Source organism: Corynebacterium sp. TAE3-ERU2 (genome assembly GCF_019209955.1).
GTDB classification, from domain to species: domain Bacteria; phylum Actinomycetota; class Actinomycetes; order Mycobacteriales; family Mycobacteriaceae; genus Corynebacterium; species Corynebacterium megadyptis.
Window position 1 is genome coordinate 85,648 of sequence record NZ_JAHUTL010000005.1, and the last position, 19,459, is coordinate 105,106.

The 19,459-nt window shown below is 63.2% G+C and carries 17 protein-coding genes and 1 tRNA gene; 5 read left to right on the forward strand and 13 right to left on the reverse strand.

The window, feature by feature from the left end; translation table 11 throughout:
- Position 1 precedes the first annotated feature (1 nt).
- A complete protein-coding gene (locus KRX12_RS08125) occupies positions 2-952 on the reverse strand; it encodes a LysR family transcriptional regulator (RefSeq protein ID WP_218363246.1) in 951 nt (316 codons plus the stop codon).
- 91 nt (positions 953-1,043) lie between these two features.
- Between KRX12_RS08125 and KRX12_RS08130 the strand changes: the two genes are divergently transcribed.
- Positions 1,044-2,171 carry a TDT family transporter gene (locus KRX12_RS08130; RefSeq protein ID WP_218366305.1) on the forward strand — a complete coding sequence of 376 codons (1,128 nt, stop codon included), beginning with the start codon at positions 1,044-1,046 and terminating at the stop codon, positions 2,169-2,171.
- Here the strand turns inward: KRX12_RS08130 and KRX12_RS08135 are convergent.
- From KRX12_RS08135 to KRX12_RS08180, 10 genes are all read right to left on the reverse strand, one after another.
- Positions 2,168-3,478: an anaerobic C4-dicarboxylate transporter gene (locus KRX12_RS08135; protein WP_218363248.1), complete on the reverse strand. Its 1,311-nt coding sequence runs from the start codon at positions 3,476-3,478 to the stop codon at positions 2,168-2,170. The genes KRX12_RS08130 and KRX12_RS08135 overlap by 4 nt on opposite strands.
- Before the next feature lie 406 nt (positions 3,479-3,884).
- Complete coding sequence (gene aspA, locus KRX12_RS08140) at positions 3,885-5,324, reverse strand: aspartate ammonia-lyase (RefSeq protein ID WP_218363249.1); 1,440 nt, start codon at positions 5,322-5,324, stop codon at positions 3,885-3,887.
- A 392-nt stretch (positions 5,325-5,716) separates the two neighbouring features.
- Positions 5,717-6,562: an ATP phosphoribosyltransferase gene (gene hisG / locus KRX12_RS08145; protein ID WP_218366306.1), complete on the reverse strand. Its 846-nt coding sequence runs from the start codon at positions 6,560-6,562 to the stop codon at positions 5,717-5,719.
- A 125-nt stretch (positions 6,563-6,687) separates the two neighbouring features.
- The gene (locus KRX12_RS08150) at positions 6,688-6,951 is read right to left on the reverse strand and encodes a phosphoribosyl-ATP diphosphatase (RefSeq protein WP_151548577.1); all 264 of its coding nucleotides are present in this window, start codon (positions 6,949-6,951) and stop codon (positions 6,688-6,690) included.
- Positions 6,952-7,032: 81 nt separating this feature from the next.
- Entirely contained in the window at positions 7,033-7,713 is a 681-nt protein-coding gene (locus KRX12_RS08155; RefSeq protein WP_218366307.1) for an HAD family phosphatase, read from the reverse strand.
- Entirely contained in the window at positions 7,706-8,161 is a 456-nt protein-coding gene (locus KRX12_RS08160; protein ID WP_218366308.1) for a DUF2867 domain-containing protein, read from the reverse strand. Before KRX12_RS08160 ends, KRX12_RS08155 begins: the two co-directional genes overlap by 8 nt.
- Before the next feature lie 38 nt (positions 8,162-8,199).
- Positions 8,200-11,820, reverse strand: a complete 3,621-nt coding sequence (gene metH / locus KRX12_RS08165) for a methionine synthase (RefSeq protein WP_255550174.1) — start codon at positions 11,818-11,820, stop codon at positions 8,200-8,202.
- A gap of 161 nt (positions 11,821-11,981) precedes the next feature.
- Positions 11,982-12,398, reverse strand: coding sequence for a hypothetical protein (locus KRX12_RS08170; protein WP_218366309.1), 417 nt, complete (start codon positions 12,396-12,398; stop codon positions 11,982-11,984).
- Positions 12,399-12,491: 93 nt separating this feature from the next.
- Positions 12,492-13,754: a cysteine--1-D-myo-inosityl 2-amino-2-deoxy-alpha-D-glucopyranoside ligase gene (gene mshC / locus KRX12_RS08175; RefSeq protein ID WP_218366310.1), complete on the reverse strand. Its 1,263-nt coding sequence runs from the start codon at positions 13,752-13,754 to the stop codon at positions 12,492-12,494.
- A 75-nt stretch (positions 13,755-13,829) separates the two neighbouring features.
- Positions 13,830-14,654 (reverse strand): undecaprenyl-diphosphate phosphatase, encoded by an 825-nt coding sequence (locus KRX12_RS08180; RefSeq protein ID WP_151528874.1) that lies wholly within the window; start codon positions 14,652-14,654, stop codon positions 13,830-13,832.
- A gap of 62 nt (positions 14,655-14,716) precedes the next feature.
- Between KRX12_RS08180 and KRX12_RS08185 the strand changes: the two genes are divergently transcribed.
- The 3 genes from KRX12_RS08185 (at position 14,717) to KRX12_RS08195 (ending at position 17,905) form a co-directional block, all read left to right on the forward strand.
- The gene (locus KRX12_RS08185; protein ID WP_218366311.1) at positions 14,717-15,646 is read left to right on the forward strand and encodes an aldo/keto reductase; all 930 of its coding nucleotides are present in this window, start codon (positions 14,717-14,719) and stop codon (positions 15,644-15,646) included.
- 61 nt (positions 15,647-15,707) lie between these two features.
- Positions 15,708-16,724, forward strand: a complete 1,017-nt coding sequence (locus tag KRX12_RS08190) for a YncE family protein (protein WP_218366312.1) — start codon at positions 15,708-15,710, stop codon at positions 16,722-16,724.
- A 77-nt stretch (positions 16,725-16,801) separates the two neighbouring features.
- Entirely contained in the window at positions 16,802-17,905 is a 1,104-nt protein-coding gene (locus KRX12_RS08195; protein ID WP_218366313.1) for a quinone-dependent dihydroorotate dehydrogenase, read from the forward strand.
- An 81-nt stretch (positions 17,906-17,986) separates the two neighbouring features.
- On the opposite strand, the gene KRX12_RS08200 is transcribed toward KRX12_RS08195, so the two are convergent.
- The gene (locus tag KRX12_RS08200; protein WP_218366314.1) at positions 17,987-18,436 is read right to left on the reverse strand and encodes a hypothetical protein; all 450 of its coding nucleotides are present in this window, start codon (positions 18,434-18,436) and stop codon (positions 17,987-17,989) included.
- A gap of 89 nt (positions 18,437-18,525) precedes the next feature.
- Entirely contained in the window at positions 18,526-19,065 is a 540-nt protein-coding gene (locus tag KRX12_RS08205; RefSeq protein ID WP_218363259.1) for a YbhB/YbcL family Raf kinase inhibitor-like protein, read from the reverse strand.
- Positions 19,066-19,241: 176 nt separating this feature from the next.
- Here KRX12_RS08205 and KRX12_RS08210 point away from each other — a divergent pair.
- A tRNA-Leu gene (locus tag KRX12_RS08210) sits at positions 19,242-19,327 on the forward strand.
- Positions 19,328-19,459 lie beyond the last annotated feature (132 nt).

Consider the following 19,459-nt stretch of genomic DNA (forward strand, 5'->3'; position numbering starts at 1 on the left):
GCTAGTCTCGTCGTATGCGCGGCGGTGCCTCGCGTGCGCTCACCTCGCGAGCCGCCCGCAGCATCAGTGCTGCGGCTCCGCGCGGGCGCGATCCGGTGCGCCACAGCGCCCGAATGGGGCGGCGCAGCGTGGCATCGGCGATATCCACCTCCACCAGCGCCCCGCTGGCACAATGCTCGGCGACGCTGATTGCCGGCACCACGGCCGGAGCGCCGGTGCTGAGCGCGAGATTGATCACCGCCATGGGGCTGCTCGCCTCCGCAACGGGAGGAGCCCACGGCACCCCAACGGCAATGTCGAGCACCTCCCGCGTGCCGGAGCCATGCTCGCGCAGGATCAGCGGGGTGCGTGTCAGCTCGGCGCTGCGCACCGAGACCGCTGTCGCCCACGGGTGATCAGGGCGCACGACGAGACAGAGCCGATCCTCGCACACGACGGAGGTGCTGAACACCCGGTGGCCGCCGAGAGAGTCGGGGACGGGAACATTCACCGACTCAATAAATCCAAGACTGGTGTGGCCCTGCGCCACGGCGGTAGCCACCTGATCGGAATTGACGGCGACCATCTCCAGTTGGGCCTGCGGATGGCTGTGGCGTAGCGCGGCAAACCAACGCGGCAGGTAGTACTCGCTCACCGTCCGTGAGACGTAGACGCTCACCTTCGGCGCAGCGGGATGGCGTTCGAGCTCAAGCGCATCGCCTAAAGCAGCCGAGGCCCCCACAATCTCCTGGGCGGTGGCCTGCACCTTCTCCCCGGCGGCGGTGAGTCGGGTGCCCGTGGGGCCGCGATGAAACAAGGTGACACCGAGTTCGCCTTCGAGTCTCCGCATCCGCTCGGAGACGGCCTGTTGGCTCAAGCCATGGGCACGGGCCGCAGCCCCAAAAGAGCCTAAGCGGGCACTATCCACCAGGATCTGGAGGGCGCGAAGATCAGGAAGATCACTAAGCGACATGCCTTGATAGTAACCCTCACAGGCAGCGCTTGTGACCACATCGGAAGAGGCGGTCTACTCTCCACATCACGGTGCTGGCACAGTGGTAGACGTGACTCAAGAAACAACCACCTCTCAGGCTCGCCCTTCCCTGCCGCACGCCCGCGTTCTGGGTAGGCAGCGTCCCCTCCTCGTTCCCGGACCCGGCCCCGCCTGGTTCGGTGCGGTGATGGGTACCGGCATCCTTTCTAATCTGTTCATCACCGTCGGTGGTTTGCGCCTGCTCGGCACAGTCATGCTCGTGCTGGGCTGGCTGATGCTGGTGGGTATCACCGCCGCGTTTTTCCGCCGTTCGCGGCGTGATCGGGCCGTGCTTTTTGCCTCGATTACCGATACCGGCCAGTGCACCGGCTGGGGCATGGTGGCCATGGGCTATCTCTCGGTGGGCGCGGCCACTCCCGTGGTCTTGGGGGCCTGGGAGGCCCCAGCAGGGGTGATGGATGCCGCCTGGAGCGTGGACATGCTGATGTGGCTGATCGGCACCACGATCGGCATTATCGGCGCCTTCGGCATGGGCTATGTGATCATCAGGAACCGCCTCGCCGAGCCGCGCCCAGTATGGGGACTGCCGATCGTCGCGCCGATGGTGGCGGCGACCACGGGCGCCTCGCAGGTACCGCAGCTGGCGTCGACAGGCGCCAAGGTGTGGCTGCTTATGGCGTCGACCGCCTGTTTCTTCATCGCCCTCGTGCTGGCCTCGATCGTCTTTATGCTGTCCTATGTGCATGCGTGGCGACGCTCTCCCCTGCCGCCGGCGGCGCTGACCTCGGCGTGGATTCCGCTGGGCATTATTGGCCAGTCGAGCGCGGCGGCGCAGGTGATCGCGCGCCAGGCAGCATCCTTCGCGCAACCGGAGCCTGCCAGCCATATCCTGCATATCGCCGACGTGTATGGGCTGGTGATGATGCTGCTCGGCATTCCGATGCTGCTGGCCGCCTTCTATCTCAGCTATAGCGGTTTCTTGAGCGCGATGCCGGTACATCCCGGCTGGTGGGCGCTGACCTTCCCGGTGGGAACACTCGCGCTCGGCACCCACTTTTTGGGTATGCACATGCCACTGTTCGCGGCGCTGAGCCACGCCTTTTTGCTGCTACTCGTCTTCCACTGGCTCGTCGCCGCCTATGGTTCGGTGCGCAGCATCGTCGCTGCGCACCAGCATCGTAAAGGCGCATCCAGCTAGAGGACGACGCCACCGATGAGAAAGCCCAGCCCCACGGCAAGGGCGATGCACACGGTGCCCGGTACGAGGAAGGGATGGTTAAACACGGCCTTGCCGATGCGGGTGGAGCCGGTATCGTCCATTTCCACTGCGGCCAGCAGCGTGGGATAGGTGGGCAGGATAAAGAGCGAGGACACCGCGGCGAAGGAGGCCACGGCCGTGAGCGGGGCAACGCCCACGGCTAGGGCGGCCGGCATGAGCGCCTTGGTGGTGGCGGCCTGGGAGTACAGCAGGGCTGCGGCGAAGAAGAGAATCACCGCCAGAGTCCAGGGGTAATCGGTGAGGAAGTCCGCCGAGAAGGCCGTGATCTGCTCTAGGTAGTTATTGATAATGGTGGTGCCCAGCCAGGCCACGCCCATGACGCAGACGCAGGCGCTCATACCGGCCTTGAACACCTGGGTGCCCACAATCTCTGCCGCCGGAATCTTGCACACCATCACGATGATGGCGGCGGTGCTGAGCATGATCGTCATAATCGCCTCATTGCGCGGCAGGCTCGGATCACTGATCAGCCCCACTTGCTCGGAGATCAGGGTGGCATAGACCATCACCAGCGCGATAGCCGCGAGAAAGATCAGCACCGAGGCACGCGCCCCAGCGGGAGCGGTATAGTCCCGTGCGCCCTGTGGCGGGGAGACCAGCCCTTGTTTCAGGCGGGACTGGTAGACGGGATCGTCCTCGAGTTCTTTGCCCGAGCGATTGGCGAGAAAGGCTGTGGGGAAGATCGCGAGGAATGTCGCGGGGATCACCACCGCGAGCAGCTGCAGATACCCCACCCCGAGTGGCTCCATGATCGAGGCCATAAACACCACCGCTGCGGAGATCGGGGACGCCGTGATGGCCATCTGCGAGGCCACGACCGCCACCGAGAGAGGACGCGAGGGGCGGACTTTGCCTTCCTTGGCCACCTCCGCGATTACCGGCAGGGTGGAAAAAGCAGTATGGCCGGTGCCGGCGAGCAGCGTCATGAGATAGGTGACCACCGGTGCGTAGTAGGTCACCCGCTTCGGATTGGATCGCAGGACCTTTTCTGCCCAGTGCACCAGATAGTCCATACCTCCGGCGCGCTGCATCGCGGCAATAGCGGCAATCACGGCCATGATGATGCCGATGACATCGAAGGGGATGTCCTCTCGGCTCACGGGCACGCCCGTGGCTCCCAGCAGCAACACCCCCAAGCCGCCGGCAAAACCAATGGCGATCGAGCCGAGCCGGGCACCGAGGACGATCGCCGCGAGAACAATAAGGATCTGTAGGGCAACAAGCACGAAGGGCTCCTCACATCTTTGGGATGCTGCGCTGCGGTGAGCACAACCGCGCCCGCGGCTGCAGACACCGCCTAGCGCATCCCACACCTGAGGGCCTCAGAGAAGCCCTCAGCACTACAACAGGTACGTACACGTGCCGTCTGCGCTGCGGCAGGGGCCTTCACGTCTCGTGTGGAAGGCATGAGCGCACAGGCGGACACCGCATGCCTAGAGCCAGTGCGAGGGAGATGCGCAGCGGGCGAGTCAACGCCGCAGCGCGCATGGAAAATAGCTTCGAGGCATGCCAATAAAGGGGCAGTAGATGAGCCAGTGATAGCGCGGCTCATCCCCATGCCCGAGACATCCTACCTCACGTATGGGGGTGTCTGGGTGAAGGTACTGCTCCCCTAGCGCCCAGCAGGTAGAGCTACTGCTGCTCCTGCTGCTGGTGCGCGGCCTTGAACTTCGGGTGCATGAGATTGTCCACACTCAGCACCTCGTCCAGTGTCTCCTCATCGAGCAAGCCACGCTCTAAGACGAGCTCCCGCACGCTGCGGCCGGTACGGGCCGCCTCCTTGCCGATGAGATCGCCATTGTGGTGGCCAATGAAGGGGTTGAGATAGGTGATCACTCCAATGGAGTTATCCACGTAGTCGCGGCACACCTGCTCGTTGGCGGTGATGCCATTCACGCACTTCTCACGCAGAGTGTCGCAGGCATTGCCCAGAAGCGAGATGCTCTCGAAGATCGCTTGGCCGATGGCCGGCTCCATCACGTTCAGCTGCAGCTGGCCGGCCTCGGAGGCCCAGGTGACCACGCTGTCATTGCCGAAGATCTTGAAGCACACTTGGTTCACGACCTCGGGGATCACCGGATTCACCTTTGCCGGCATGATCGAGGACCCCGCCTGCATCTCCGGCAGGTTGATCTCATTGAGGCCGGCGCGCGGGCCCGAGGAGAGCAGGCGCAGGTCATTAGAGATCTTGGACAGCTTCATGGCGGCGCGCTTCAAGGCGCCGTGCAGCAGCACATAGGCGCCGCAGTCGCTGGTGGCCTCGATGAGGTTCTCGGAGGCGGAGATATCGAGCCCCGTGACCTCCCGCATCGCCTCGATGATGGTGTCTTGATAGCGCTCGGGGGTATTGAGCCCCGTGCCAATGGCAGTAGCGCCCAAGTTCAGAGAGAGCAGCCGGTGGGCGGCGTGCTGGATTACCTCGTGCTCCTCGCCAAGATTGACCGAGAAGCCGGTGAACTCATCACCCAAGGTCATCGGAACGGCGTCTTGGAGCTGGGTGCGCCCCATCTTGATGACGCCAGAAAATTCCTCGCCCTTGGCCGCGAAGGCCTCGCAGAGGGCGTCGATCTTGGCCACCACGTCCTGCACGGCCGCATAGACGCCGAGCCGGAAACCGGAAGGATAGGCGTCATTGGTGGACTGGCTCATATTCACATCGTCATTGGGATTGATAAAGACGTATTCGCCCTTGTTCTTCCCGATGTGCTCGAGCGCGAGATTGGCCACCACCTCATTGGTGTTCATATTCACCGAGGTGCCTGCCCCGCCTTGGAAGACGTCGATCGGGAACTGGTCCATGGCTACCCCATGGTCCAGAATCTGATCGCAGGCCCACACAATGGCATCCGCCTTATCCTTTGCCAGCACCCCGAGCCGATGATTGGCCATAGCCGTCGCCTTTTTCACCATCACCATTCCCCTAATAAATTCGGGGACATCATTAATGGTGGTGCCGGAAATCTGGAAGTTCTGCATCGCCCGCAGGGTATGCACGCCATAATAAGCGTCCTGCGGAACCTGCATTTCTCCAAGCAGGTCTTCTTCAGTACGAAAAGCGGAGGTCGAAGCCATGCGAACCCTTTCAATTCACTCGATTCTTTGTCTATCCACCCCAATGGTAACGCCGCTTCTGGCGCGGCGAATCGGGCCGGAAGGGTCGCGGCAGAAAAGAGATCGGGGCGAATATAAGAGGAAATGAAGAGTTTTTGTATAACGGTTGTACTGGATCAATATCCGTGCTGAGTATCCCCCCATCGTCTGCGCTCCCGAGCTGAGAACACGTTGCGGTTTCAGAAGCGAGCCTTGCAGCTCCGGCGGCCGCTTTCCCAGAAACACAGAACGCCCACCTCCACCTATTTCGGGGGGGGAAGTGGGCTGGCTATGGCGCCGCCAACCCGTATCTATGCGGGTAGTGGCGGAGCCTAGAGTTCCTCGGCCGCAGCGACCGTTGAGCGCGGCCGCTGCTAGATGCGGGCGATGGCGATCTCGGAGGCGAGGATGGCCTTGGCGCCAACGGCGGCCAGCTGATCCATGACGGTATTGGCGTCCTCCCGCGGCACCATGGCGCGCACAGCCCGCCAATTCTCCAGCGCCAGCGGCGAGACGGTGGGACCGGATAGGCCGGGAGTAATGGCCACGCATTCCTCGAGTTTGTCGGCCTCGACGTTGTAGTCGAGCATCAGGAAGTTGTGGGCGTGCAAAATGCCCTCGATACGGCGCAGCAGCACGCGCTGCTCCTGGGTGACTTGGTGGCCCTTGCGGCCCACAACCACCGCTTCGGAGGTGATGATCGGATCACCGAAGGGAGCGAGGCCCTGCTTGCGCAGGGTGCGGCCGGTAGAGACCACATCGGCGATCACATTGGCCACGCCCAATTTGATGGAGATCTCCACCGCGCCCTCGAGGCGGATGACGCTGGCATCGATCTCGTGTTCCTGCAAGAAGGAGCGCACGAGGTTGGGATAGGAGGTGGCGATGCGGGCGCCTTCCAGATCCGGGATGCTCCACTGCTCGTCCTTGGGCGCGGCAAAGCGGAAGGTGGAATCGCCGAAGCCGAGGGCGAGCACCTCCTCGGTCTCCTCGCGGCAATCCGCGGCCAAATCGCGGCCGGTGATGCCGAGATCTAATTGGCCACTGGCCACATAGATGGCGATGTCCTTGGGGCGAAGGAAGAAGAACTCGACGTCATTGCGCGTGTCCATCACGGTCAGCGCTTTGGAATCACCGCGGGAGGGATATCCGGCCTCAGTGAGGATGGACATGGCCTTCTCGGATAAGGAACCCTTGTTGGGGACAGCCACTTTCAACATGATCTAGCTCGCTTTCTACGCTGGGTCGCACTGGGCGCTGGTTAGTGCCGCTGGAGCGCTGTGGGGTGCATGCTGCGCTGCACTTGAGAAAAGGAGCGCCCGTTGTGGGGCGCCGTGGATCGTGCTTAGAGGTACTTGTACACGTCCTCGGGGCGGATGCCACGAGCCACCATAATTACCTGAGACCAGTAGATGAGCTGCGAGAGTTCCTCGGCGAGTTCCTCATCCGACTGATACTCCGCAGCGAGCCACACCTCGCCGGCTTCCTCAATAACCTTTTTGCCCAGGGAATGGACCCCGGCATCAAGGGCGGCTACAGTGCCCGAATCGGCGGGCCGATTCTTCTTGCGGTCGAGGAGCTCTTCATACAGCGATTCAAAATCTTTCACAATCGATCATTCTTTCACAGAGCCGCCGCGGGCGTGCGCTGAGGCGGTGTTTTCCCCTACAGCGAGGGCAGCTGCGTAGGGCTAGGGCAGCTGCTCGAACCACTGCTCGACCATATCGGCGGTGATCGTGGAGAAGTCGATGGAGCCATGGAGTTCGGCGAGGGTACGCACCCGCTCAGGCGTGGGTGTCGTGGCATCCGCCACTACGCCGATTACACGGCAGCCAGCTGCGGCAGCAGCCTGCATGCCCGTGGCCGAGTCCTCGAAGACCAGGCAGTCATGGGGGTCGAGGCCGTATCGCTGGGCGGCGAGAAGGTACATATCCGGCGCCGGTTTGGCCCGGGGCACCTCATCGCCAAAGAAGGCAGTGTCAAAGAAGTGCTCCCCCACCGCAGAGACTGCGTGATGAGCCAAGGCGCGCGGGGTGTTGGTGGTGATCGCCATGGGGATGCCGCGGCGAGAGAATTCGCCCAAGAGCGCGCGCATTCCCGGTACCGGCTGCAGCTGATTATCAAAGAGCTCGGTCACACGGGCATACATCCGCTGGCGCAAGCCCTCATAGTCGAGATCGGCCACCTCTACCCCGGCGTGGGCGGCGCAGATAGCCAGCGTGTTATCGAAATTGCCGCCCACCGTCTTTTCCCGCAGCTCTGGGGTGAGTCGGCGCCCTATCTGTTCGGCGAGTTCATAGGTGGCCACCCCCCAGAGCGGTTCGGAATCGACAAGGGTGCCGTCCATATCCCAGAAAATAGCTTTAAGCACTACGAATAATCCCTTTGAGCATGGAAGAAAGAATGAAGAGGTGGATGGGCAAAAGCGCGTACCAGTAGAGATTGCCGGCCACGGAGGTGCTATGAAAGCGCGCCCGTTGAGTCAGGGTGTGGCCATGAATCTCCCAGGCGAGCGTGGCCTTGCCGGGAAGACGTGCGGCGACCTTCAGTACCAGCCGCTCGGGGCGCTCGATCTCGGAGACCACGAAGAAGCCCACCGCATCGCCTTCGCGCAGGGTGCGCGGATGCCGCCTGGGTCGGCGCATTCCCGGCCCGCCGAGCAGCTCGTCCACGCGACCGCGGATGGCCCACGGCAGGGCCAGGGAGAACCAGCCATTCTCGCCACCGATACGCTCCAGCGTGGCGAACACAGCGTGGGGAGAGTGGCAGAACACGGCGCTGCGCTCGTCTTCAAAGGTCCGTTTCGGGGCAGTGAGCATGCGTTCGAGGATACCGCACGCCCCGTTTTCGGCCGGCGCTAGACGTTGAAGTACTTCGCCTCGGGGTGATAGAGCACGAAGGCATCGGTGGATTGCTCGGGGTGGAGCTGCAGCTCCTCCGAGAGGCCCACGCCGATACGCTCGGGCTCGAGCAGTTCCACGAGTGCTGCTCGATCTTCGAGGTTCGGACAGGAACCATAGCCGAAGGAAAAGCGCGCCCCGAGATACTCGAGATCAAAGAAGCCGCTGACGTCGGTGGGATCAGCCTTGGCCGCATCGGAGCCATCCGCGAAGGCCAGCTCGGCGCGGACGCGCCCGTGCCAATACTCGGCGAGGGCCTCGGTGAGTTGAACGCTGATGCCGTGGATCTCGAGGTAGTCGCGGTAGTTGTCCTTGGCAAAGAGCTCATTGGCAAAGTCAGCGATGGGCTGGCCCATGGTCACCAGCTGCATCGGCCACACATCCACCGTGCCGCGGGCACGCGCCTCCTCCCAAGGCAGGATGAAATCAGCGATACACAGGAACTTGCCGCGCTGCTGCCGGGGGAAGCTAAAACGCATCCGCTCTGGGGCATCCGGGCGGGGCTCGGAGAGGACCACCACATCATCGCCCTCCGATACGGCCGGGAAGTAGCCATAGACCACGGCGGCATGATCGAGGATCCTCTCGGGCTTGAGCCGATCAATCCACGCGCGCAGGCGCGGCCGGCCTTCGCTCTCCACGAGTTCTTCATAGCTCGGTCCGCCGTCGCCACGGCTGCCGCGCAATCCCCACTGCCCGAGGAAAAGGGCCCGCTCATCCAAACAGGTCATATACTCCTTCAAGGCAATACCCTTGACCACGCGGGTGCCCCAGAACGGCGGGGTGGCGACCTCTTCGGGAATACTTACTGCGGAGCGGCTGGGAACCTCCACTGGTTCCTGGGCGGCCTTGCGCTCGGCGGCAATACGCTTGGAGCGTTCGCGGCGCTCACGGCGCGCCTTCTTCTTCTCCTCGCGCTTCGCTTTCTCGGCTGCCTCGGCCTCGCTGAGTTGGCCCTTGTCGCCGCGCGCATCCTGCATGACCTCGTTCATCAGCCGCAGCCCCTCGAAGGCATCGCGGGCGTAGAACACATCGCCGTGATAGAGCGCATCGAGATCGTCTTCCACATAGGTGCGCGTCAGCGCCGCCCCACCGAGAAGCACGGGATAACGATCCGCTTCTTCGCGCTCCGCGAGCTCGTTGAGCTCGAGCAGGTTGTCCTTCATCACTACGGTGGATTTCACGAGCAGCCCCGACATGCCGATCACATCGGCGCCGTGTTCCTTCGCCGCGGAGGCGATGGTGGCGATCGGCTGTTTAATGCCGAGGTTCACCACGGTGTAGCCATTATTGGAGAGGATGATATCCACCAGGTTCTTGCCGATATCGTGCACATCACCCTTCACCGTGGCCAGCACGATGGTGCCCTTAGACCCGGTGTTATCGGAGGCCTCCATGAAGCTTTCGAGATAGCCCACCGCCGATTTCATGGTTTCGGCGGACTGCAGCACGAAGGGCAGCTGCATCTCTCCGGAACCGAAGAGATCACCGACCGTCTTCATGCCCCGCAGCAGGTCCTCATTGATGATGGCAATTGGGCTCTTTTCCGCCATCGCGGCGTCAAGATCCTCCTGCATGCCGTTTTTCTCGCCATCGATAATGCGCTGGGCCAGCCGGTCGAGCAGCGGCAGAGCGGCGAGGGCTTCTTGGCGGGCATCCTGGGCAGAGGCCGCGGAGACGCCGTCGAAAAGCTCCATGAACACCTGCAAAGGGTCATAGTCCTCGCTGCGCCGGTTGTACACCATATCCAGCGCCACCTCGCGCTGGCGCTCATCGATGCGGTTGAAGGGGATGATCTTGGAGGAGTGCGCGATCGCGGTATCGAGGCCCGCGTTGATGCATTCGGAGAGAAACACCGAGTTGAGCACCTGCCGGGCTGCCGGATTGAGCCCGAAGGAGATATTGGACAGACCCAGCGTGGTGTGCACCCGTGGATACTTCGCCTTGAGTGCTTTGATGGCCTCGATCGTTTCGATGCCATCGCGGCGGGTCTCCTCCTGTCCCGTCGAGATCGGGAAGGTGAGGCAGTCGACGATGATGTCCTCATGTCGCAGCCCGTAGGTGCCCGTGATGTCCTCGATGAGGCGGGTGGCGATCTCCACCTTCTTCTCTGCGGTGCGGGCTTGGCCCTCCTCATCGATGGTCAGGGCCACTACCGCCGTGCCATGCGCCTGCACCAGCTCCATGATGCGGCGATAGCGGGAATCGGGGCCGTCTCCATCTTCGAAGTTCACCGAGTTCACCGCGCAGCGCCCGCCGAGTTTTTCCAGCCCCGCCTCGATCACGGCGGGCTCGGTGGAGTCGATCATGATCGGCAGCGTGGAGGAGGTGGCCAGCAGCTCCGCAAAGCGTGCCATGTCCTCGCGGCCATCGCGGCCCACATAGTCAATACACACATCGAGCATGTGCGCGCCATCGCGGGTTTGGGTCTTGGCGATATCGAGGCAGGTCTCCATGTCCCCAGCCAGCATCGCCTCACGAAAGGCCTTGGAACCATTGGCGTTGGTGCGCTCGCCGATCATGGTGATACCGGTGTCCTGGGTGAGAGGCACCGCCGTATAGAGCGAGGACACAGTATCCTCCGGCTCTTCTTGGGGCCGTGCGGTCGGGTTATCCCTTTTGCCCTCGAGCTTGTCGACGACAACTCGGATGTGCTCAGGCGTCGTACCACAGCAGCCGCCCACCATGGCCAACCCATAGTCATCGACGAAGCGGGCCAGCGCATCGCCGAGTTCTACGGGCGTGAGGGGATATTCGGCGCCATTGGGCCCGAGTACCGGCAAGCCAGCATTGGGCATCACGGACACCGGCACCGAGGCGTGGGTGGCCAGATAGCGCAGGTGCTCGCTCATCTCGTGCGGGCCGGTGGCGCAGTTGAGGCCGATCATGGAGATGCCGAGCCGCTCCAGAGCGGTGAGGGCGGCGCCGATCTCGGAGCCGAGCAACATTGTGCCGGTGGTTTCCACGGTGACGTGGCAGATAATCGGCCGACTGGCCTGCAGCTCTGCCTCGGCCTGATGGATGCCGTGGATAGCGGCCTTGACCTGCAGCAAATCCTGGGCGGTCTCCACTAGGAAGGCGTCGACCCCGCCGCGGAGCAGGCCCTTGGCGGCCAGATAGTAGTACTGCTTGAGATCGCCGAACTGGGCGTGACCCAAGGAAGGCAGCTTCGTGCCTGGCCCGAGACTGCCGAGCACATAGCGCGGCGTGGCCTCGTCAGCAGCGGAGTATTCATCGCATAATTCGCGAGCGATCTGCGCGCCCGCGTAGGCCAGCTCCTCGCAGCGATCGGCGATGTCATAATCGGCCAGGTTCGGCAGGTTGCAGCCGAAGGTATTGGTCTCCACCAGCTCGGCACCGGCATCGAGGAAGCCGCGATGGATCTCGCGGAGCACATCGGGGCGGGTGACGTTGAGAATCTCGTTGCAGCCCTCGAGATTGAGAAAGTCGCTATCTAAGTCCAGATCAAAGTTTTGCAGCTGGGTACCCATGGCCCCATCGCCGACGAGCACGCGGGTGCCGAGAACCTCGGCGAGAGGCGGGGTGGTGATCTGCGAAATAGCGTCAATCTGGCTCATGAAATAGACAGCTTAGTACGCAACTAGTGCGTGATCCAAGCCAATGGCCCTGCTCGCAAGAAACCGAGCGGTCTAATCACCGCCTGAGCTGCGCTCTCCCTACCCCCGCCGGTGCTTATCGGCCAGCGCGAAGGTGCCCGGAAGGCGCAGCTCAGCAGCGTCTACTCGGTGTCGTTCGCGGACTCGCCGAGTTCCCACTCCTGCTCCAGCGGCGCGCCGAGGCTGCGGCATACCGCGCGGAAAAAATCGCTGAACTCAGCCGATTCCTCGGTATCGAGGAGGGCATAATCGACGCTGCGATCAATGCGTTCGAGTTCGGCGATGGCGGCATCCACCTCGCGGTGCAGCGCCGTCTCGCTGGCGGTGCCGGTCTCCTCGGCGCAGCGATAGGCGCGATCGAGAAAGCCCCGCAGCACGGATTCCACCAGTGGCACGATGGCCGGTGGATAGGGCTCCTCCCAGTAGTCGGTATCACCGTCGGAGAGATAAGCGCCGGTGGCGAAGTCACTGAGATCAGCACATAGCGTGCTGATCTGGGAATCGAAATGGCTGCGCGGTGTGGGCGTGGTCTGGCTCATGATGAGTATTCTGCCTGAGCACCCGCCGCCGCGCAGCCTCGGAGACCGCGGCCAGCCCCACCCCAGGCTGGGTCGCGGTGTCTGCAGAGCTAGTTAGAGTTCCACGCCAAGCAGGGCGTCGAAGGCGGTGCGCACATATTCGCCTGCGGCCGAGAGCTGCTCCTGCCGGGACGCTGCTTCCGTACCCTCCGTATCCTGCGCTGCGGCCCAGGCATCTGCGGCCTCTAGCGCCCCAGGGGTGTCGAGATCCGCAGCCAAGTGTTCGCGCAGCTGCTGCACCAGGTGCTGCGCGGCAGCCTCATCGGTGGTGGCGGCCATCGCGGCACGGTAGGCGGCGAGGCGCTCTTCCGCGCGGGCCAAGACGGCATCGGACCAGTCACGGTCCCCGCGATAGTGCGAGGAGTAGATGCCGAGGCGAATAGCGGCCGGCTCGTGACCGGCAGCGGTGAGCTTATGCACGAAGACGAGATTGCCCAGGGACTTGCTCATCTTCACTCCATCGAGGGCGATCATTCCGGCGTGCACATAGTGCCCAGCCATGCGCTGGGAATCGGTGAGCGATTCATAGTGGGCGGCCGAGAATTCGTGGTGCGGGAACGCCAGGTCGGAGCCGCCGCCTTGAATATCGAAGATATCCTGCAGGCGGTTATTGGCGATCGCGGAACACTCGATATGCCAGCCAGGCCGGCCCGCACCAAAGGGGGCGTCCCAGCTCGGCTCGCCCTCGCGGGCGGCGCGCCAAATCAGCGCATCCAAGGGGTGGCGCTTGCCGGGGCGATCGGGATCGCCGCCGCGGTCGGCGAAGACGTCCCGCATCTGCTCGGCGGTATAGCCGGAGATATAGCCGAAGTGCTCGGTGGCGTCGATCGGCGCGTAGATATCAGGATGCTCCGGATCGTCCACCACATAGGCGGCGCCCTTGTCCAGCAGCTGCTGCACCACCGTAATCACCTCGCCGACGGCCTCGGACACCGAGACGAAATCGCGCGGCGGGATCACCTTCAGCGCAGTCATATCCGAGCGGAAGAGCGTGGTTTGGTCGTCGCCAAGCTCGCGCCAGTCCACATTATCGCGGGCGGCGCGCTCAAATAGGGGGTCGTCGACGTCGGTAACGTTTTGGACGTAGACCACCTTGTGGCCGTTATCCAGGAGCTGGCGGTAGATGAGATCGAAGGCGACATAGGTTGCCGCGTGGCCTAGATGCGTCGAGTCATAAGGGGTGATTCCGCACACGTACATCCCGGCGGTTGCTGCGGGGTGGACGGGGCGCACGCACTGATCTGCGGTGTCGTATAGCTGAAGTTCTACGCAGTCCCCGCTCAGGGCAGGAACATCAGGTTGAGGCCAAGAATGCATGCGCCCCACTCTAATCCATCGCAGAGTGGATCAAAGAGCGGGGCGATAGCCACGGGCACAGGCGCAGATAACTCTCTAGGCCTGCAGCACTCCGAATCCGAGCAGCGCCATCACGAGCAGGCCGAAGGGGATGCGGTAGGCCGCGAACCACGCGAAGGAGTTATTGGCCACGAAGCGGAGCAACCAGGCAATGGAGACATAGCCCAGCACGAAGGCGATGGAGGTACCGACCAGCAGCTGCAGGCCGCTGGCGGCTTGGCCAGCGTCCGGCGCGAAAGCGTCGGGAAGCGAAAACAGCCCCGATGCGAGCACGGCGGGAATAGCGAGCAGGAAGCTGAAGCGGGTGGCCACTTCCCTATCCAGGCCGACGAGCAGGCCGGCGGAGATGGTGCCGCCCGAGCGGGAGACGCCGGGAATAAGGGCCAAGCATTGCGCAAAGCCCATGGTCAGCGCATCCTTCATGGTCAGCTCGTCATAGCTGCGCTGTTTTTTGCCCACGCGCTCCGCCCAAATGAAGACGAAGGAGAACAGAATCAGCACGGTGGCGGTGATCCACATATTGCGGAAGTTGTCGCGGATGAGGTCCTTGAGCAGCAGCCCCAGCACGCCCACGGGGATGGAGCCGACGATGACCATCCAGCCCATGCGGTAGTCGAAGCCACGCTTGTTTTTATCGACTACGCCGGCGAACCAGCCGGTGAGGATGCGCCAGATGTCTTTGGCGAAGTACACCAGCACCGCGAGCTCGGTGCCGAGCTGGACCACGGCGGTAAAGGAGGCACCGGCATCGGCGCCCCAGAACAAGCTGGAGACGATGCGCAAATGCCCAGAGGAGGACACGGGAAGAAACTCGGTGAGGCCTTGCACGATGGAGAGCACAATGGTTTGCGTCCATGACATCGTTTCGGGGGCCTGTGCAGCGATTACGTCGTTCACCCGTTAGAGGCTACTACTCTTAAGGCGTGGAACAAACCAATGTAGGACGGAGCGGACTGCGCATCCCGCGCTTAGGACTAGGCACCCTGACATGGGGTGCAGGCACCGATCGGGAGTCGGCGAGCGAGATTCTGCGCCTGTTCACCAGCGCCGGCGCGTCGCTTATCGACGTCACCCCGCAGCACACCACCGGCACGGCCGCATTAGAGTACCTCGGTACATTTCTGGGGTCTGAGATCTCTCGGGAGGATCTCATCATCTCCGCCGCCGCGGGCACGCTGCCGGATCAGCCGGTAGGCCGCCGCGTCGACTGCTCCCGCCGCGGATTGCTCAACCAGCTCGATAGCTATCTGCGGCTGCTCGGAACGGATCATCTCGATCTCTTTTCCATCGACTACTGGGACGAGCTCACCCCCGTGGAGGAGGTTGCCGACGCCCTCGACTATGCGGTGCGCACGGGCAGGGTGCGCTATGTCGGCGCGCGTGGGCTCAGCGGCTGGCAACTCGCCGTGCTGCGTGCCGCCGCGCCTGTGGCCGCCCGAGGGGTGGTGGCCGCCAGTGGCGAATACAACCTGCTCAATCGCCTACCCGAGCAGGAGCTTTTGCCCTCGGCGCACCACCACCAAGTGGGCTTTATAGCCGGTGCGCCGCTGGCTCATGGGGTCCTGACCGGCAAGTATCGCGAGCAGAATGCCTCCGCTCAGGGGCGCAGCGCGGAGGCCCACGCCTATTCCGAGGCACGCGATCGCGCCATCGTCGAAGCACTGACTACGGCGGCTCTGGGATTGAATATCTCTGCCACCACGGCGGCCATCGCCTGGGTCTTGGCCCAACCCGGGGTCGACGCCACCCTGGTGGGGGCGCGCACACCGGAGCAGTGCGAGGAGGCCTTCGCCGCGACCGAGGTGCAGCTGCCCAAGGCGATCATTGAGGCCTTAGACGACATTTCGCTCTAAGAGCGCTCTGGTAGCCTTAAGCGTTGTGAAGAAGCGTCGGAATCTAGTTCTAGCAGCACTTGTGACCTCCTCCGCTCTGGTGTTGGGCGCCTGCGGATCCAGTGGAGACGATCCCGGAAAACAGGCTCGTCCGGTGGGATCGGCAGAGGCGCAACGCTCCCCCGCCGCGGAGAACGTGGACGGTGAGGTGTTCACGCTCGGCGGCGAGTTCAGCACGATCGACGGGCTGGCCGTTCTCGGCGATCATATTGCTGTGCGCTCCGGCGATCGGCTCGGTATCGGAACGCGGGAAGAATTCGAGGACAAGGACTTCAGCGTTATCGATATCGCAGAGGACTGTGGAGAACTCAGCGCTGGCGCTACCGACTTTGTGCTCGCCTGCCCGCAGGCAGTAGACAGCACGGAAGAAGGCGGCGTGGTGTATCTCATCGACCCCGCTGCGCCGACACTGGAGAATACGCGCACCGCCGAGGAGAACTTCACCACCGCCACCCAAACCAGCACCGGCGATGTGGTGGCTGCCGCCGCAGATTCCTCACGCATCATTACTTTCCCGCATGACGATCCCACGGCCACCACCGAGATCTCGATGACCGACACGGTAGATCAGCTGGTGTCTACCACCTATGCCGATCACCTCGACCCGGTCGTGGTAATCAACCGCAAGTTCACCACTATCCAAGGCCTCGACAGGGAGCAGCGGCGTGAGGGCGGGCGTTTGCGTGCCGGCGCCGGTGTCGGCACGGTCGCCCCCGGCGAGCAGGGTGTGTTCCTCGCCGCCGACACCGAGGGTGACCAGCTCTTGGTGTATACCCGCTTCGATGTGGTGCGCCTGCATCAATCAATGCCCGTTGACCGCAGCCCGTGGGCGGTGGCCTGGGACTCCTCCCAGCAGCTGGCCTGGGTGGCATCCACCGGCACCAATAGCCTGGTGGGATATGACCTGTCCACCGGCGAGCCGCTCGAGCAGCAGCGCTACTCCACCGTGGCCGATGCCACGAGCTTGGCTGTGATGGATAATGGCACCAAGGTTCTTGCCTCGGCTAGCGGCGATGGCATTCAGTTCCTCGACTCCTAGCAGCGGCTATTGTCGTCGGCGCCGGCGGACTTTCCCCTGATTCACCGTTGATACTCATCGTTTAAGGACACCCCTGTATGGCCTCATCTTCGTTCCGTTCCACCCTCTACAACAAGGCCTTGAAGGCGATGTTCACCCTGCGTCCTGAACGCATCCACGGGATCATCAATAACGGCCTCTCCGTACTGCAGACCACCGGGCCCCTCAACCGCGGCCTGGAGAAGATCCTGCCGGTGCACGACGAAATCCTGGCCCAAGACATCTTCGGCGTGCGTTTCCCCCGCCCCCTGGGGCTGGCGGCAGGCTTCGATAAAAACGGCAACTCCCCGGATGCCTGGACCCCGATTGGTTTCGGCTACGCCGAGCTCGGCACCGTCACGGCCTCCCCGCAGCCCGGGAATCCCACCCCGCGGCTATTCCGCCTGCCGGAAGACCGCGCCATTCTCAACCGCATGGGCTTTAACAACGATGGCGCCGCAGCGGTGGCCAAAAACCTCAAGCGCCGCAACTCGGACGATGTCATCGGCATCAACATCGGCAAGACGAAGGTAGTGGACGCCGCCCACGCCGCCAGCGACTATCGGCGCTCCGCGACCCTCTTGGGCAATCTGGCCGATTACGTCACGGTGAACGTCTCCTCGCCGAATACCCCTGGCCTGCGCGATCTGCAGGCGGTGGACTCCTTGCGCCCCATCTTGGAGGCCGTCCTTGAATCCACCACCACCCCGGTGTTGGTGAAGATCGCCCCCGATCTCTCGGACGAGGATGTGCTGGCCGTGGCCGATCTCGCCCTCGAGCTCAAGCTCGCCGGCATCGTGGCCACCAATACCACCATCTCCCGTGCGGGGCTGCGCACCAACGCAGCCGAGGTTGAGGCCATGGGAGCTGGCGGCATCTCCGGCCCGCCGGTGGCCGCCCGTTCCCTCGAGGTGCTCCGACTCCTGCGGGAGCACGTGGGCGATCAGCTGGTGCTGGTGAGTGCCGGCGGTATCGAGACCCCCGAACAAGCCTGGGAGCGCATCGCTGCCGGCGCCAGCCTATTGCAGGGCTACACCGGCCTGATCTATGGCGGCCCCGACTGGATCCGCGATATCCATAAGGGTATCGCCCACCAGGTTCGTGCCCACGGCTTCTCCTCGCTCAGCGAGGCCGTCGGCTGCGGCAAGGCGTGGGTGGATTAGAACCAGCACACCATAGGAAAAAGGGCGGCCCTCGCTGGGCGCGCCCTTATTTTTCTGCCGTGCTTCGACTCCCCTGAGCGGCTATGCCACGGTGCGGCGGATCACCAGCGCACAGATAAGAGCCATGGTGGCGTAGACCGGCAGCCACCACGATTCCAAGATATAAATCGGCTCGGTGGTGATGAAGCGGCTAAACACGACGAGGCCCACAGCAACCACCAGCACCACGATATGGCGGGTGGTGCGTTCCTCATTGCGGTGAGTGGTGCCGAAGGCTCCCAAGAGCATGGCCGAGACGATGATCAGCAGAAACCCCCACGTCACGGGAAAGAAACCGGTCAGACCGCCAGTGATCAGGCTGATGAGCGTAAACAGCGCCAAGACTATGGCTAGGGCCAAAAAGGCGCCGCCCACGCGCAAAAATGGAGGGACGACGACCACGGGAGCCTCAGCCTGCGCCCGCGGTGTGCGGGCACGCTGCGCGGAGGATGCCGGAGTAGTGCGGGGCCGAGAACGCTTCTTTTTTCCCATAGTGATTCAAAACACTACCCCACGCTGGGGTTATATGCACGCCCCCGCACCGAATGCGGGGGCGCTGGCCTTGGCAGAGGGCGGCGAGATTAGGAGTTCTCGTGCCAGCCCCACGTGATCGCACGGCCGAGCGAGTGGAAGTAGAGATTGAAGCCGAGCACCGTGGGGGTGGCGTCCGGATCGATGTCGAGCTTCTCGGTATCGACGGCGTGCACCGCGAAGAGATAGCGGTGGGGGCCGTGGCCTTCCGGCGGCTGCGGCCCGAAGTAACCGCGGGAGCCAGAATCGCCGCGCAGCGAGACAACATCGCCCAGAGACTCCAGGGTGCCATCATTGGCGGCGCCGGTGGCGAGTTCAGTGATATCGGCGGGGATATTGAACACAGCCCAGTGCCAGAAACCAGAGGCCGTAGGGGCATCTGGGTCGAAGCAGGTGATAGCGAGAGACTTCGTGCCCTCGGGAAGATCAGACCAGGCCAGCTGCGGGGAGACATCCTGGCCGCCGAGCTGCTCCTCCTTGAAGGTGCCGCCGTCCTCGAAGTCACTGGAGGAGAGCGGGAAGCTCGGAAGATCCTTCAACGGGGCATAGGGGTCGGGTCCGGGGAATCGTGCATCGTTGTAGTTGCTCATACTCCCCGTTTTTACCGAAAAACTCACAGTCGCGCCGCAAGGCGGAACTTTCACCGCTGAGATTCGCTTCGTCCATAGGTGCGGAAATGGGCGCTTGTGCAGGGGATTTGATTATATTGCCGCGTTCGGGCTACAGTATGCGAGTGCCCAGCCGAGAGGCTGCAAACAAAACCCAAGCCCGGGTGGCGGAATGGCAGACGCGCTAGCTTGAGGTGCTAGTGTCCTATTAACGGACGTGGGGGTTCAAGTCCCCCCTCGGGCACTCTACGAATCCCGTGTTCATCTTCGGATGAGCGCGGGATTTTTTCATGTCTCGGTGCGCGGGGCGCACGGCAACCACGGCGGCGGGTAGCCCCCGATACCGGGCTCTACCCCACTGCCGCGTCCACAAAGA

Excerpts from the sequence above, each read along its gene's own strand:
- KRX12_RS08125 (WP_218363246.1), bottom strand. The coding sequence starts at position 952 with ATGTCGCTTAGTGATCTTCCTGATCTTCGCGCCCTCCAGATCCTGGTG.
- aspA (WP_218363249.1), bottom strand. The coding sequence starts at position 5,324 with ATGGCTTCGACCTCCGCTTTTCGTACTGAAGAAGACCTGCTTGGAGAA.
- hisG (WP_218366306.1), bottom strand. The coding sequence starts at position 6,562 with ATGTTGAAAGTGGCTGTCCCCAACAAGGGTTCCTTATCCGAGAAGGCC.
- KRX12_RS08160 (WP_218366308.1), bottom strand. The coding sequence starts at position 8,161 with ATGCTCACTGCCCCGAAACGGACCTTTGAAGACGAGCGCAGCGCCGTG.
- metH (WP_255550174.1), bottom strand. The coding sequence starts at position 11,820 with ATGAGCCAGATTGACGCTATTTCGCAGATCACCACCCCGCCTCTCGCC.
- KRX12_RS08170 (WP_218366309.1), bottom strand. The coding sequence starts at position 12,398 with ATGAGCCAGACCACGCCCACACCGCGCAGCCATTTCGATTCCCAGATC.
- mshC (WP_218366310.1), bottom strand. The coding sequence starts at position 13,754 with ATGCATTCTTGGCCTCAACCTGATGTTCCTGCCCTGAGCGGGGACTGC.
- KRX12_RS08180 (WP_151528874.1), bottom strand. The coding sequence starts at position 14,654 with ATGTCATGGACGCAAACCATTGTGCTCTCCATCGTGCAAGGCCTCACC.
- KRX12_RS08195 (WP_218366313.1), top strand. The coding sequence starts at position 16,802 with ATGGCCTCATCTTCGTTCCGTTCCACCCTCTACAACAAGGCCTTGAAG.
- KRX12_RS08200 (WP_218366314.1), bottom strand. The coding sequence starts at position 18,436 with ATGGGAAAAAAGAAGCGTTCTCGGCCCCGCACTACTCCGGCATCCTCC.
- KRX12_RS08205 (WP_218363259.1), bottom strand. The coding sequence starts at position 19,065 with ATGAGCAACTACAACGATGCACGATTCCCCGGACCCGACCCCTATGCC.